The sequence below is a fragment of the Flavobacterium piscis genome (assembly GCF_031457575.1).
Taxonomy (GTDB): domain Bacteria; phylum Bacteroidota; class Bacteroidia; order Flavobacteriales; family Flavobacteriaceae; genus Flavobacterium; species Flavobacterium piscis_A.
Map to the genome: position 1 here is coordinate 1 of NZ_JAVDWQ010000019.1, position 16,669 is coordinate 16,669.

Sequence of the window (16,669 nt, forward strand, 5' to 3'; positions counted from 1 at the left end):
AACAACTATTTTTCATAAATCCATAGAAAGAATGGTAAATGCCAAACCGATATATCAAAAAGACATAAAACAGATATTAAGTGTGTAACTCAAAATATTTTTTTTAAAAATACTCCTGTTTTTGTGAGCCGCGTTGCAAACGCTACGATTTGCTTTTTTAACTTTAGGTAGGTACTCGTTGCAAACGAGCACCAGATATGATGACACACGAGGACGAGTGGGGTTAATATTGATTATATCTTGTAAATGATTTTGAATTCAAAACATCAACAATTGGATTATCGGCTTTTTGAATAATTAGCTATTTTTCTTTCATCTCAACTTTTTATAAAAATAACTAATTTATTCTAACGACTATTATTTAAGAATACTTCGTAAAAAGTCAGGAGACTTTTAAGAGATTTACCATTCACAAGAGCATTAAAAATTGCGCAAAGTCAGAGACATTTGCGCAGCTTTTCATGAGGAACACTTCGGGGAACGGGAGTAAATATCTTTCGATAAACCGTTTCTACATTTTTATTTAGATACTTGACCTTCTTCGTGTTCACGAGTAAGATGCTTGCGCCAGCTGGGGGTTTCAGATTTCAGGGCAAGCCATCAAATTACATTTCACTTTCTATGAATTTTTTATAATTGATATCATCAATTTTTACTACTATCTCTTCAAATTTTTTATATTTATAAGGGTCTGGTAATGATTTATAAATATCCTCATAATAAATAATTTGTTCATCGAGCAAAATTCCATTGTCATTAACATTTTCGTCAGAGCCTTCAAATTTCAATTTTCTTCCACAGAATTTATTTAATTTTTTAATGTCTCTCAAAAAACTGTTAAATCTTGGCGTGTTTAGATAAGCTAACTCGCTATTATCTATGCCATTAGCACATGCATCTTTAAATTTTATCAAATCTTCTTGTGCATATAAATCCTCATTCTCAATAGTATTACTATTCAACAACTCAAAAAAAGCATCTGTTCTTAATGCTATATGAGTATCTGGCAAATTAGCTTTTGAACGTTGACCAGTTCCTAGTAGTTTAACAACAGGATTTCCTTCACATTCCATATTTTCGATAGCATTAATATTACCCAAACTTGTAATAGTTTTTAGTATGATACTATTATTCTCAAACACATACAAATTTGATGGAAATAAAACTAAAGTAGAGTCTATTGTATCATTATAAGAGGCAGCATATAAATAAATTAAACCAAATTGACCTTTTTGTTCTTTCTCTTTTACATATTCTTTAATACTTTGCACACTAAATTCCTTAATTTTAAAAGTTATAAATGGTATCAGGATACCATACTTTTGTGATAGTTTAATGAAACAATCTATATAGTAATCATAATAGTCGCTATAATCTATAGCTCTATCATATTCAAAATACCAATTACCGTACTCTCCATCTTCATAATAATACCAGAAATCATTTGATCTTTTAATTTTTGTACCTTTTTTCATAACTACCACATTTCTTTTGTTATTATAAATTCACCTTTACCATTTTTTACAGTTAATGTATGAATCTTTTTAATATTTTCAATTGGAATTTGACCTGGATCGTTTCCAATTTTTGGAAATGTTCCACTTGGTAATCCATCAGCATTTTTTAAAGCATTAATAAACTCATCTTTATTCATATTATAATAAGGATTAGATACATTATCTATGAATAATTGTCCTTCATGATTTTTATATAAACCTTTATTAGTGTTATTTAGTTTACTTTCCATAGTAAATTTTTTAACTATGTCATTCAATCGATCTTCAACATTTTTATAATTTTCAGTACGTACTCTTTTACACTCAATTATCTTCTTCTGAGTTATATTTAATACATCTATTTCATCTCCATTTACTATTTTAGATATTGTAACTTCAGACCCTCCTTGTGCCTCTCTCAACCCCGTTTCCAATTCATTTAATAAATCTTTTGCAGGTTCTCCTTTTGAAACAACAGTTCCATCAGATTGAATAATTCCCTTGTTGAACCAATTTATCATATCTTTTGGATTTTCGAAATTAGTTTTTTTAGCTAAATTATTTATTACATTAGTCATTTGATTGTTTCCGATAACATCATCTATTTCTTTAGCTCGCTTCATTATATTTTCAGCATCTACCGTAGATATTCCTCTAGATTTTAAATTGTTTAAAATTTCCAGAACAAGATTTTCTGTTTCAGAAACAACTACTTTCTCTTTACTCAATATTTCAATAGCTTCATCAACATTCTTTCCGCTTAGCTCTTTTGACATTCTTACGAAATCATCATAATAAGGTTCTGTTTTACTTATTTTTGAAAGAATTGATTCTGTTTTAAGAATTTTTGCTTCTCCAATTATTGGAATAACAATACTAGCTATGAAAAATGTAGCTTTACCATGTACATATGGATTTGTATAATTTGCTTTAGCCCATTTCCAAGCGGCATCAATCATTTTATTATATTTTTCAATATCTTCTGGAGCCATTGATATCGGACCAGCACATTTCAGATTATAATTTAATTGATCTTCTGTTGGGCCAATGATCATTAATGTAGATGCTCTTTTATCAATAAGACAATTAAAATTTTTAATTAAAAGATCAACTGTAACTTTACTAATAGTTTCACCCATAGCGTGAAGATCTATAGTATGGAAAAACTCATTTACAAATCCATATGAGAATTTGGTAAGATAAGTATCTGTAGAAATTAGTTTGTCCTCTTCTGTCATACATATCCCATATTCTACAGCTCCAGTATATAATCCAATAGCAATACTATTAATGTCTGTAACTGAGATAATTTTTTGTGCACGAGCAACTGATCTGGCTAAACAATTTGCAGAATTAGCGTTTAGATTTTCTTTGTAATATTTTTCAAGGCAATTTGAATTATACAATTCTTGATATTTCCAGTTTGATCCATTAATTTTTTTAGAAATTTTTTCAGAAATTTCTGAAGTGTTTGATGTAGCTGGTTTTTCCCAAGTAATTTCTTGTGATTTAAATACACAAGTATTATTGTCATCTAAAGTTTTTACTGTAGCTATACCATTGGTAGCAGTTTCAATTTCAAATGGGAAAAGTTTACCTTGTTTTGTCTTATATAAAACTTTATTTTTTTCTATTAATGCAATATAAGAAGTTGACGTATTAGATACAACTCCGTCGTTTATTTCATAAACATCATAACCAGCTCTTAGATATGGTAGATCCTTTGATAAAGTTCCTGTAATAAAGTATTTTTTCTGCTCTTCACTACTTTGCTTTAAATTAACAATTATATTACCAAGTAAATCAATACCATCACCTTTTCTATCCTCCCCATCACTATCCCCTTGAATAAAAGGATACAACTGCAATCCAGGCGCATGAAGAACCTGCCAATCATTATGACTTAAAAGAACACCAGTTCCATAATCCATTAATAGATCAGTTGTTGTAGAAGTGTTATATTCTGTAAAAGGATGCTCTATACCAAAAACACCATGTCCTAATTCATGCGCTAATGTGCGAACAATATTAATTTTATTAAAAATAAACCCATATTGACGCTTCAATGGCATAAAACCTAATATATTAGATTTACTGGATGGAGCATCAGTATAAATTATGTAGTAAGTATCTTTTTTATAATCTGAGCCTAATTTTTGCTTTAAGTTGGTAGTAATTAGTTGTTGTTCACTTGTATAAGTAGCTAGTAAACCACTTTCACTGGTTTCAATACTTTCGCCCCAAGTGTTGTCTAAAGTTACATCTACGGTACTAACATTAAATGTTACTCCAGCAGGCTCATATATAGCATTTAACTGAGATTGAGCATCGCTTGGTATTTTTGCGTTATTAACACTTACCAAGGTAACATTCACTTTTTTATTCGTCAAATGCCACAAATCAATTGTTCCCGCGATGTCATATTTACCAGTTGCTTCTTTCGGATCTTTTGGAGTTGCCGGTTTTACCGTTGCGATGATTGTTTCTTTCGCAAAGTCTAACGTCTTTTTTAGGGTTAGTGTTACAACATTATCTTTCCATGCAATTTGAGTACTGTCTATTGCTGTACCATTTTGAGTTTTAAAGATAAGATCTTTCTTCGTTTTTCCGTTTTTGAAATCAACTGTTGCCACTACAACATCAGTGTTAGGATTGTCTGATATTGCTTTATAATTTACTTTATAAGTACCACCGCCTTTTTTCGGTATTGTTTGGTAGGTTTTGGCCAAACTTCCATTTTCGGCTGTTGGAGCTGTATCAAAAGCATATTTTCCATCTCCTTTAGAAAAAATAACATTAACATCCGGTGAAGAAATCTCAGTAACATTACCACCAGATCCCATTCCGTTTGTATTTTTAGGGGTTGGGATTCCACCTGGGGCCAGTTGTCCTGTTTGTTTGATATCTCCAGAGGGAGCATTGGCAGGAACAGCAAATTGTTTACCGTCTTTATCTGTAATGACAATATCATTTACAGTTTTCTCTAATACAGAGGTTACTCCTGTAGTACTCGTCACCGTTATGCTGCCGTCAGAGTTTTTTACAACCGATTTTATAGATAAGTCATATTGATGATTGACAACATTACCCGCATCACCGAATGCATCGTTTACCACGCCATCTAAATCAGCAATGTTTTTCCAATCAGGATCATAGCTGGCAATAATCTCACCCGAAATCAATTTGAAATCAGTATTGACACCAATATTGTTGAAAGTGATTCTGATACGGGAGAATTGACCAATATTAATCTTTTCACCTCCTAAAGCATCGGCTGCATCAATCAGCTTCCTGAATTTTTCCAGGAAAGGCAGTGTTACATAACCATCTCCTGAAAATTTGCCATTGCTTCCTGTACTATGCAATACTACAATAGGAAAATCGCCCGCAGTAACCACATCGTTCGGGAAAAGTTCCGGAAGCGGAGTCTTATTTGCTAAATCCTTCGGATCCGGTTGAATTCCACAACCCGCAAAAGCAATTTCGTCCCTGGCAATTGTGTTGAATTCCTTAATTGTACTATGGATATATTTACCAACATCGCAGGAAGCACCTACTGTATATTCGTAAGTGGTATTTGGTTTTAGATTACTGAGCGTTATGTTTTCCCTTGGTGTAACGAGTTTATACCATTCTGAATTGGCGTTTTTTTCGCGGTAATTTACCTGATAATCATAATTATCGATGTTACCGCTCCAGTTTATTTTTGCCTGATTTTCACTAACGCCTGAAGTTTTTATGGCAATTGGTGCAGTACAGAAAATTTCGTAATCAAAGGAAAAAATTTCACTGTAACCGTTATTTTTAAAAACTCCTATTTCTTCGGCTCCTAAAATTGCTTTTGCCTTGATGCGCCAGACATATTTTTTACCGGGGATCAGCTGAGGTTCGCTGATGCCATATTGCAAGGTAGTTGCTCTTGTTGTCGTTGTATATAAGGGCGGAGAATAAGCAAATGCATTTTGAACAGGAGTGTATTTATCCCAGATTTCTACCAATGAAAATTCATATTCTACATTGCTGACATTAATGCTTCGTGGTGTCCAGCTAAAAATGATATTTTGAATATTCTGCTGCATGATGGATGCATTATGCAGAGGAAGATTTAAAAAGGGTGGTTCATTTTGAAAAATAATAGTAGTTGTACCTGTTTTATTAGACAGTTTTTTTCCTGTAGCAAAATCGTACACTTCTACGTAAATATTATAGATTCCTTCCGGTAAAGGCTGTGCATATTGATTTGGATTAAGACCCAACAGATTCTGATATTCAAAATAAGGAGCCAGATCAACGTTGGTTAACTGAAGCGGAAAACCTCCTTCAAGATACAACGGACGTGCACCTGCAACAAAGTCGTTTGTACTGAAAGAAATACTATTTCCCTGAAAATAAATTTTCAGTTTTACCTGTCGATTCGAGATGGTCAAATCGTTTAGTACCAATTGTATTTTTATCGGACTGTTGACAGTAGTGGCATCCGCATAATTCCTAAGGTAAATAGGCGAGGGCTGTGTGATTTGAGTCGTTATCGAAATAGGATAGGTTTGTGCATAGCCTCCAAGTCCAATCAGAGAACATAACAGCAATAGGTAAATGTGTAGTTTTTTTAGCATTTCGGGTAATTGAAATTTATCCATTATTTTGTTGGTTTAGTACCTTTCGGCCTATTTTTATTTTTGAATATGTTTTAAATCGATTTCATCATCAGCTGTGTTTTTAACAGCTAAATCATGATAAAACGGAATTATTTTTATTTCGATGGTATCCACTATTTCGGCTGCACTTTTTTTGTCTTTGATCAATTTAAAAACTTCGTCAATATTTTGTTTGCTGAATTCGGCTGCGTTTTCGTTTTGCTGAATTTCTTTTGAAGGTGTTTTAGCTACTGCAGCCATTTCACGCAGCATCCATCTGTGATTTCTTAACTGATTGCGGCTGCTGTTGCTTCTTTCAGCCAATTTCAGATACGAATTATAACTTGTCTTATTGGTAATATCTGTTTCACTTACGCCGTGTAAATTATGGTTGTTTACCCTTCCAATAGCAATTACATAGGCATTTTCCAAGCCTTCATCTTTTTGATTCATTTCTTTTTCCAGCTTTTGAGAAGCTTCGATGAAATAGCCGTTGTATTTTTCTAACGTTTTCGCCGCTGCAGAATAAGCGTCCAGATAATCCAGAGCTTTTTCTTTTAACTCTTTTTCATCCGGTGTTAATGTCGCCAATGTAAGCAGATGCTCTAAATTGGCATTTGTTTCAGCTGGTAAAGGATGTATAGAAAGTTGTAAATCTTTTAGTTGTGCTATGATTTCATCTCTTGTCCCTTCAAAAATCTTATCGTTGAAATTTATTTTTAAAATAGGATCAGAGGTTACTTTTTCTTCTTCTGTTACAGGCTCTCTTTTCGGACGCATTTTAATCTTATCAAATGAATAAGAATAGGTGAGGGTAGCGGTCAGATCATTATTTTTCCGGTCTGATGAATTGCTAAATAGCGAAATTACACCCATATTAAAATTATGCTTTTGAAGATAAATGTAGGATCCGTTAAGCCTTATATTAAAAATATCATTCTGTTTCTCGCCATCATTGTAACTCGTATTATAGCTTGTGGAGGCATTGGCGGTGAATTTTTTATCAAAAAAGAGTTTGGAAGCCCCAATTGTTGGTCCGAAGATCATATTTTTTCCGGAATCAGTTTTTCCATAGGTATTATTTAAGGAACCATTAAAACTCAAATCTTTTTCCGGATAGCCAATACTGTAGGAAACCGCAGAATTATAATAAGTAGAAGCTCCTCCAGCTATGGTTTGGCCCTGTTGTTGGTTAACGGCGTCCTGCATAGAAAAGTTGGCACTTATAGCTTTCTTTAAGCGCTTGTCATTCCTTAATAAATAATTTATGTTTAAAGCCGCATTCTGGTTTACCTGTCTGAAATTTAACGTATCCAAATAATCATAATTAGAGACCTGATTGATGTAGTCAAACTGGTTTCGGCTATTGGTGTAAGATTGAAAATTAGAATAGTTTACACTCAGGTTTAATTTATCATTAGGCCTGAAATCAGCATTTAGTGATGTTACCAGTCGTTTCATCTGGCTTTGTTTCTGTTTTTCCAGGTTATCTTTTTGGAGTCCCAGATTTAAAGCTAATGAAACTTTATCCTTTAATATATTTTGTGTTGCATTAACGGTGATATTTTCTAAATCATTATTGAAATAATAGCCTCCTAATGTCCTGTAATTAGGATCGATTCTTTCGTAACCAAGACCCAGGGTTCCTTTTCCGGCAGGGTAAGCAAGCTGGCCTTTAAAAGCATCATAACTTGTTGAGGTACTATTTTGATTCAAAAGAAATGATGCAACTCCTTTTGCCTTTCCGTTATTTGTAGTTCGGGTATCTTCTGTAATACTACTATTCGCATATTCCGTAAAAAACTGTAATTTTCCCAGCAGGGCAAAACTCGTTTCAAAACTTACAGCCACATTTTCTTTAGGCGATATACCCAACTCAAAAGGAATCGGATTTGATAATGAGCCTGCTTCGTCTTTTGCTTTGAATAATGTAACCCCTAAGTTTACTTTCTCAAAAGCGTATGATGTTTTAAAACCGTATCCATATCTTTTATAGGTAGGTACCATATCCGGGTATGCAGAATCAAATTCACTGCTTTTTAATAATCGGCCAAACATCGCACTGATTTTAAAATTTCCCTGAGGGGTCAAATCAACCCCAACCCCGGAAAATTGATGACCACTAAGAGTGTAAGGAGAAAAAGTCATGCTTACATCTCCAATATGGGCTGTAATCCATTTATAGGATGGATGTATGCTCAGACGATTCATCAATACCGGCTTGCCATATCCAAATTTTTGATTGGTGTATGAAAACGAAAAGGGCAAATTGTATAGTCCTGCTATATTGATGTTGATGTTTCCGTTTAGAAAATAACTAAACGGATCTCTTTCAGCATTGCCGGAATAGAAAATAGTATTGGCCGATGCACCACCACTGACGTTTACTAATTTGGTTTTGCCTAATTCCTGTACATTAAAGTTTTGCGAAAAACCAAAAGTACTCAATAAGAGCAGTGTTGTATTAAAAAGTATTTTTTTTAAAATCATTCTTTATATTCTATGGAAATCAGTTTTGAAGTTTAGTCCAGATTTGATTCTCATTATTAATTGAAATTTTATTAGACAGATTACCTTCTTTATTGAATGATTATTTTTCTCAATTTACTTCCCTGCTGTGATTCAAACAATACAAAATAAAGCCCTGCCGGAAGTCCGCTTAAGCTAAAGTTGAACAGATAATTATCTTTACCATCTTGTGATTTAGAATCTATAAGCAGGTTGTTGTTCAAATTGTAAACCTTAACGTGTGCAGGCATAATTTTATCAAGTGTTATGTCTACCGTAAAAATTCCCTGTGATGGATTAGGATAAATTTTCAGATCAAATTTTTTCTGAATGTTAGCTTCGTCAGGATTGTTTTCTTCAAATTCTCCTTCCGTAACTAATATTTGTTTCGTTTGAAAAGCGGTGCAATCTCCTTTTTTAGTGTTCAGGGTAATTTCATATTGCCCTATTTCACTGAAACTTATTTCAGCATAATCTTTGTTTTTGGTTATAATAGTGGCGTTAGCTGGCAAAATCCATTCGATCTCATCGGCAATTGGGTTACTGATATCTACAATTACTATTTTTTCATTTTTAAATACCTGACTGGACACAGCAAACTCAGCACTGATAGCGGTATTTTGACTTGATATCTTGATGGTGTCTGTAGCTTCACAACCTAATTTATTGGTTACCACTACTGTGTAATTTGCAGGTTCCGAAATGGTGATCATCGCTTTAGTGCTGGAGAAACCTTTGTCAGATTTCCATGAATAAGTGGCTTTGTCATCATCTATTGCTGCGTTGATAGTCAGGGTCTGATCAAAACATAAGGTAACATCTTCTCCAAGGTTGATGACATCTTTTGGAGGATTTACAATACTATAATTATGATTGATGATACAACCCTTACTATCGGTTATGGTTACGAAATAGTCTCCCGCCGCCGCATTTTTCAGAATATTTGATTTTTCTCCCGTATTCCATAGATAGGCATAAGGTGCTTTTCCTCCGAAAGAAGTAACTTCAATTGTAGCATCAGAACCGCCATAACAGGTTGGTATCGTAATGTTTTCGGCTGCAGCCAAATGAATTGGAGCTGTTATTGTAATATTTTTTGAAATGCTACAGCCATGTTTATCTGTCACTAATACCGAGTAATTTGCTGGCGGAACGTTTTGCAAGCTGGCTGTTTTGACTCCTGTATTCCATACATAACTATAAGGAGAAGTTCCTCCAGATGGCATTGCATTTATTGTCCAATCATTCCCGTCTCCACATAGCGTATAATCTGAGGATAATGTATTGGTTAGAATTGCAGGTTCGGTTACAACTAAACTTTTGCTTTTTGCCACATTGCCATTAGAATCGGTAGCTATTACATAGTAAGAACCTTTGGCAATACTATTTAAAATTAAGGTTGTTGCTAATAGGGTAGTATTACCATCTTCGTACCATTTGTAGGTATAATTATCTCCGGGTTTCAAAAATCCACCAACAGTGGTTGGTTTTAGGCTTCCGTTTTTATCCCCATTACACAAAATGACATTTTGAACTGCAATACCAGTTTCTAAAAGAGGTGGTTCTGTTATTTCCAATAAAGGAGAAGTCAGGTTACAACCTTTAGCATCTGTAATAGTTACATAGTATTTTCCGGCAGATAAATTTCCGGCAGTATTTGTATTTTGGTTAATGTTGGTATTGTCGCTTTTAAACCAATTATAAGTATAGCTGCCATTACCTCCCTGGATAGTAATGGCAACTGAACCGTTGCTTAGTCCTTTTCCGGTAGCAGGAACCGATACGGTATTACTAATAGTTAATACCGTTGGTGATGTAACTTTTATAGTGGTATCCGTACTTTGACATTGCTGTGTATCTTGTACCTGAATGGTATATTCACCTTCTGCTAAATCTGAAATAGTTGTGTTTGCTCCATTTGAGAAATTTTGCCAGTCAGCAATTAATGTGCCTTTATAAAAATAGCGATAACTGAAATTTCCGTTTCCTCCCGAGGCAGTCAAAGTAATTTGTCCATTACTGTCACCAATACATTTTACAGGTTCTTGTGTCATTGAAAATAGTACTGGCTCTGGTTGGGCAACATTAATCGTATTACTGGTAACTTCAACTTTATTAGAGTCTTTTATAACAGCGTAGTAAGTGCCCGGTTTTACATTTAAAAGATTTTCATTTTTTTCATTAGATAATAAGGTATTGTTTCGGTACCATGAAATTGTTTTACTACCAAAACCACCATTTATATTTACATTTAAAACGCCATTATTAGCATCGTAACAACTAATCTGTTGAGTTTGACTAATACTAATAGTTAACGGATTATCCCTAAAATCAAAATCAGCATACTTTATACAGCCTGTATCATCTTTAGCAGAGATATAATAATGATCTTTAATCAAACCGCTAAAGTCTGTGGTTTTCAGTGAGCTGTTTGAAATCGTATTTATAACTATTTCATTACCTGTTGCATTTTTTGTATAAAACTTATATTCGTAGTTTGATTTTCCTCCTGTAATTTCAAAATGTAAGGTTCCATCATTTCCATTTATTGCTGAAGGATTAGTGTAAGTGATTTTATCGATGTCAAAACTAAAATCTGCAGGTTGTGTAATTTCGATATTCTCTAAAACACCAATACAATAAGTAGCATTTCCAGTATTATAATTTGCGTCACGAACTTCAACAGCGTATGTGCCTGCAGGTAAGGTATTCAATGATGTTGGTGCAAAGTTTTCGTAATTATTGGTTGCAGTATTTTTTTTCTTCCATTGATAGGTATATTCAGGAATTTCATTTATAAAAAGTGGAGTTCCACCAGAAACAGCAATGGCAATCGTTCCATCCTGATCTCCAAAACATTTGACATTGGATTTAGAAGCTAAAGAAACTACAATTGGCGTAGGCTGTATAAATTGCACATCAATTGTATTAGAATCAATTCCACTCACATCAGTAGCGGTAAGGCTATAATTACCATCTGCGATATTGGTAAAGCTGGCAAGATTTCCAGTTATTGCAGTTGTGATTCCGCTTGTTTGGTTTTTTAATTTATAGGTATATATTTTATCTGATTGATTTTGGTTGAAAGCAGCACCTCCATTTGCAACAGCTTCTAGTGATCCCAGTAAACCATTACATTTTGATTGAAAAGGCGTTGCAGTTAGTGTAGGTTTAGAAGGCTCTTCAATACTGTAACTATTTAAAAAAGAACATTCTTTAACATCGGTTATTAATACAGTATAAGTACCTGCAATAACATTTGCTAAAGTTGGGCTGTCTGTACCAACAACTGAACCTGAATTATTTTTCCATTGATAATTGTATGGAGATGTTCCACCTGCAGCAGTTATAGCAATTTTACCTGTAGCTAATCCAAAACCAGTGGTTGGAGTAATAATTTCACTTTCTGCATAAACTGATTTTTCAGGCTCGCTAATTTTAATTGTTTGCTCATCAGTTTGGCATCCATTGATATCTTTTACTTTTATAATGTAAGTTCCTGCAGTCAATCCTGAAACGATACCATTTTGATTATCGATTATTCCTCCACTGCTAAAGATAGTATAAGGATTTAAAATGTCAGTATCTTTTATTCCACCGGTAATATTTAGTTTTATAGTACCATTGCTTCCTTCATGACAGGAAACATTTTCTTTTATATAAGTGAAAGCTAATTTTTCAGGTTGTGCAATAGTAAATGTGTTACTACCAAACAAAATATTATTTTTTGCATCATTTACAGAAACAACATAATCACCAGCTCCCAGATTTGAGGCTTTTGATATAGTTACATCTGGATCTGCAGAATCTATAGTTTCGATAGAACTGTATTTTACACCGGTGGTAGTGTTGAGCCATTCAAAATCATATTCTTTTACACCGCCGGTAGCAGATGCTGTAAATTCCGCATTTGATTCCCCATTACAAATAATATTGGTAAATGGTGTTTGAGCCAGATTTGTAATTTCAAGCTTATCAGGTTGAGTAATACTATAATCAACTTCAGGAAGAGCACAATTATTAGCATCCTTTACAATCAAATGATAAGTACCAATACTTAGTCCGCTAATTGAAGAAGCTGTACCAATAACAACAGGAGAAGAATCTTTACGCCATTCGTATTTATAAGCCGGTGTTCCTCCGGAAACAGTAACTGCTATACTCCCATTATTGGTTTCAAAACCTGTTAAATCATTTTTGATTACACTTGTAATTTGTAATGGTTGGCCAGGCTGGGCAATTACAACAGGATGTTCCAGTGTTGCGGTACAGTTATGACCTAATGCATCTGTAACAGTAATATTATAGGAACCTGTTTTTAGATCAGTTAAATCTTTTTGGGTAGAATAATTTGCACCGTTTTTTGTCCATTGTTGTGTGTAAGGTGCAGTTCCACCTTCAATAGTGACTTCGATGGCACCAGTTTCTGCATCGTAACATAAAACATTAGTTTGTTTTGTTAGGGATACAATTAATTTATCAGGTTGCGTTAAATTATAATTTAATTGTTCAGTTTGAGCATATGGGCCTGTTGGTTCCGGGTTTGCAGTATCTGTTATAGAAACGCTATAATTGCCAAAACCCAGGTTTGAAATTGTTTTTTGATTTTCCCCGGATAAAACCTGTCCGTTTTTTTTCCATATATACTTATATGGAGTTACGCCTCCTGTAACTTCTGCGGTTAATTCACCATTTAAATCTCCATTACATTTAATAGGGGCAGATTTATTTATATTAACTATCAATTTATGTTTTTCCTGAACAGTAAAAGTATATAATGTCGATTCGCAGGATTTGTTATCTGTAATTATTAATTGGTAAGTTCCTGCAGTTAAATTATTTAAATCTCTGGTATTTGCTGAAAAATTAGTATTTGTACCCGATGTCCATTTGTATGTATAACCGCCATTACCACCTGTAGGATTGGATGAAAAAACTACAGAACCTGTGTTTTGCCCGTTTATTGCAACATCTTTTATTGAGGGAGCCGGAATGCTTATTTTTGAAGGTTCTGAAATTGTAATATTATTTAGAGTTTTTGTACATCCATTAGCATCAGTAACGGTAACAGAATAAACTCCGGCTACTAAATTAGTTCTGTTTTTAGCTGTAGAACCATCATTCCATGAGTAGGTATACCCGGGTGTTCCTCCTGTAACAGTAATAGCTATAGCCCCGTCATTTCCTGCGTTACAAGATACATTTTGTTGCTGTATTGCACTACTTGTTATTGCCAGAATTCCGGGAGGCTCTGTAATATTATAGATAGACGAGGTAAGAGGTATGTTATTATCATCTGTTATTTGTACGGTATAATTTCCTGTACCGATTTGTTTTATTTCTGTATTCGTTTCATTAGTAATAATATTAGAATCCTTATACCATTGATATTTATAATTGGAGTTATTGGCGAGTGTACCTCCGCTTGCTTTAATAACGATACTTCCGGTTTTTTCTCCAAAACATTTTACATTTTCCTGATTAACGAGTGTTATTGCAAGCGCCTCTAATTTTATTGTTAAAGATGAAGAAGTACAATTGTTACCATCTCTTACAAAGACCTCATAAGTACCGTTTTCTAAATTGGTGATTGTACTGGTACTATAATTAGTAGTTACATTATCTTTTATAACAGAGTATGTATACGGACCTGTTCCTCCAGTGGCATTAATAACTATTTTCCCATCTTTAATTGATACTCCCGATGGTTGTGTTTGGGTTATTGAGGTAATAGTTAATTTAGCAGGTTCAGTAATTTGTATATTGCTGGCACTACTATATTGACATCCATTAGCATCAGTTATTGTATAAAAATAACTTCCTTTTGGTAATCCTGTTCTGTTAGGCTGTCCAGCAACATGGGTAGTTGTAATTGTATTGTTCCAAAGGATTGAATATCCTGATGTTCCTCCATTGATAGTAAGGGAAATAGTACCATTACTGCCACCATTACAGCTTACATTTGTTTGGGATTCTGTTACAGTTATAGGAGCTGAAGGCTCGGTTATTATAAATTCATCAGACCATGCAGCATTCACAGGAGAGGCATTGTCTGTTACTTTTACTTTGTAAGCACCTGCATACAGTCCGCCAGATACAGTTTTTCCGGTAAAATTGGTTGTAACAAAGGTATTACTACCATCTTTTTTGAACCATTCATAAGTATATCCTAGTGTTCCTCCTTGTGTTTTTACTTCTGAAAGTGTTCCGGTATTTTTGCCATAACATAAGATTGTATTACCGGTAATAAAAACTTCGAGTTTGTCTGGCTGAGTAATTGTAAAAAGATAAGGTTGACTTGAACAGCCAGTTGGTATTGAGGTATCTATTGCAGTTATTGTATAATTTCCTGCTTCCAGGGCAGTCCAGGATGTAGGGGTAAATGGTTGTAAATCTTTAATCCAGATATAAGTATAGGACCCGGTTCCACCTTTAAATATAATGTTTATACCGCCATTTGCTACACTAAATCCTGTTGCTGGTTTAATTATAGGTGTTCCATCAACCTCGATTGGGGCAGGATTAGTAAACGTAACAGTTCTGGAACCATTATCAAGAATGCCTACATTTGCTTGTTGTGAATATCCCAATATGCTTATAAAAAGAAATAGTGTAAGTAAAAGTTTTTTCATAATCTATTTTTAAGTATGATTAGTGCTCAATGCAATTATTTGCGTCTATCACTTTTATATTATTTGTTGCTTTAGGAGTTAATCCTTTTATATAGTAAAATCCATCAGTTTGATTTTTTGTTGCTGTAGTGAGTATTCCGTCTACATAAAACTTATAGTTTTCCGTTCCACCTTTTACATCAATTGCAATTTCTACAGTCTCATCAGTACATAATGGGTTAGTTGCTTTTTTTATTTCAAATTTTAAAGGGGCGGGTTCGTAATAAGTAAATTTCTTTGCGGAAACCATTACTCCTTTTGGTATTTTTTTTGAGGCATCAAGCGGGTGGTTAACTTGTGCCTGGTATATTATTTCATATTCACGACTACTTTCTAAACTTGAAAACTGTGACATGTTGGTATATGAATAAATTTTGGAATCGTTTGGATAGGTTATATCGATTACAGAAAACATTGGCAATGTTTTAATTGGGGCAGTATTGTTTGCGGTTTCCTTAACATATAATTGATATATTGATTCTCCTCTTGAAGCATCCAAAGGCCTGTCAAAAGTAACTTCTAGTTTTTGTATATCATCGCCGTTGCATTTTGAACCAACATAATCAACATTACTTACAAGTGGGGCACATGGGGAATAATTTATTTTTATAGTATTAGCAGAAAAAGGCCTTCCTGAATATCCTATTCTAAAATAAATATCCCTAAAATAATTAATATGATCGTCTCCTAAAATATCGTACATAGTAAAATTAGAGACCTTTGTGTCGTTTATAGCCACTCCGTTTACTATTTTATTTGGTACATCTATCCAGGTTATTTCATTATCTAAGGAATATTGCCAGTGGTAAGCAACATCGGGAAAGTTTTGTGTTGTGCTAGGAACTAATGCCTGCAATTCAATAGCTTCGCCCGCACAAACGGGTGTGGTTTGTATTCTGTTAACCGTAATACCTACGGGAGTAATTTTTTGAATTATTATTATTCCAAATGGATGCCCTTGATTAGGACCAAGAGCGTATCCGCCAGCGATGCCTTTATTTATACCATCATTTGTGCTCAAAAATCCATTGTAACTACTTGAATTTTCATTTATTTGTTGAATTATATTTTTTGTGCAAATACCAGATGTAGGTTGATTTTGTACACAGTCACAATTTCCTTTAGAAGTTAAAGTGTAATTTAATCTTGCAGGTATTGTAAGATTAGTAGTTTTAAAAGTTGGAAAGGTTTTTGAGAAATAAACATCACCTGAATTATAATTTTGTCCACTTAAATTCCAGACATAGGTATTTTCATCACAACCACTAACACTAGACCCACCACCATAGTTGTTTGAACCCCTGCTATAATGGAGTACTTCAATCTTATAATAGAGATCTTGTCCCAAACTTTTGGAAAA

The 16,669-nt window shown here is 33.8% G+C and carries 5 protein-coding genes; all 5 read right to left on the bottom strand.

The window, feature by feature from the left end; genetic code table 11:
• Positions 1-605: 605 nt before the first annotated feature.
• The 5 genes from J2W48_RS19945 to J2W48_RS19965 all read right to left on the bottom strand — a co-directional run bounded on the left by J2W48_RS19945 (position 606) and on the right by J2W48_RS19965 (position 16,657).
• Positions 606-1,475 carry a hypothetical protein gene (locus J2W48_RS19945; protein ID WP_310283557.1) on the bottom strand — a complete coding sequence of 290 codons (870 nt, stop codon included), beginning with the start codon at positions 1,473-1,475 and terminating at the stop codon, positions 606-608.
• Positions 1,476-1,477: 2 nt separating this feature from the next.
• Positions 1,478-6,133, bottom strand: coding sequence for a fibronectin type III domain-containing protein (locus J2W48_RS19950; RefSeq protein WP_310283558.1), 4,656 nt, complete (start codon positions 6,131-6,133; stop codon positions 1,478-1,480).
• A gap of 33 nt (positions 6,134-6,166) precedes the next feature.
• The gene (locus J2W48_RS19955) at positions 6,167-8,620 is read right to left on the bottom strand and encodes a TonB-dependent receptor (protein ID WP_310283559.1); all 2,454 of its coding nucleotides are present in this window, start codon (positions 8,618-8,620) and stop codon (positions 6,167-6,169) included.
• Positions 8,621-8,709: 89 nt separating this feature from the next.
• The gene (locus tag J2W48_RS19960; RefSeq protein ID WP_310283560.1) at positions 8,710-15,270 is read right to left on the bottom strand and encodes a T9SS type A sorting domain-containing protein; all 6,561 of its coding nucleotides are present in this window, start codon (positions 15,268-15,270) and stop codon (positions 8,710-8,712) included.
• 19 nt (positions 15,271-15,289) lie between these two features.
• The gene (locus tag J2W48_RS19965) at positions 15,290-16,657 is read right to left on the bottom strand and encodes a hypothetical protein (RefSeq protein WP_310283561.1); all 1,368 of its coding nucleotides are present in this window, start codon (positions 16,655-16,657) and stop codon (positions 15,290-15,292) included.
• Between the last annotated feature and the right edge of the window lie 12 nt (positions 16,658-16,669).

Bases quoted from the DNA above. Each gene is read 5' to 3' on its own strand.
- J2W48_RS19945 (WP_310283557.1), bottom strand. From the start codon at position 1,475: ATGAAAAAAGGTACAAAAATTAAAAGATCAAATGATTTCTGGTATTAT.
- J2W48_RS19950 (WP_310283558.1), bottom strand. From the start codon at position 6,133: ATGGATAAATTTCAATTACCCGAAATGCTAAAAAAACTACACATTTAC.
- J2W48_RS19960 (WP_310283560.1), bottom strand. From the start codon at position 15,270: ATGAAAAAACTTTTACTTACACTATTTCTTTTTATAAGCATATTGGGA.
- J2W48_RS19955 (WP_310283559.1), bottom strand. From the start codon at position 8,620: ATGATTTTAAAAAAAATACTTTTTAATACAACACTGCTCTTATTGAGT.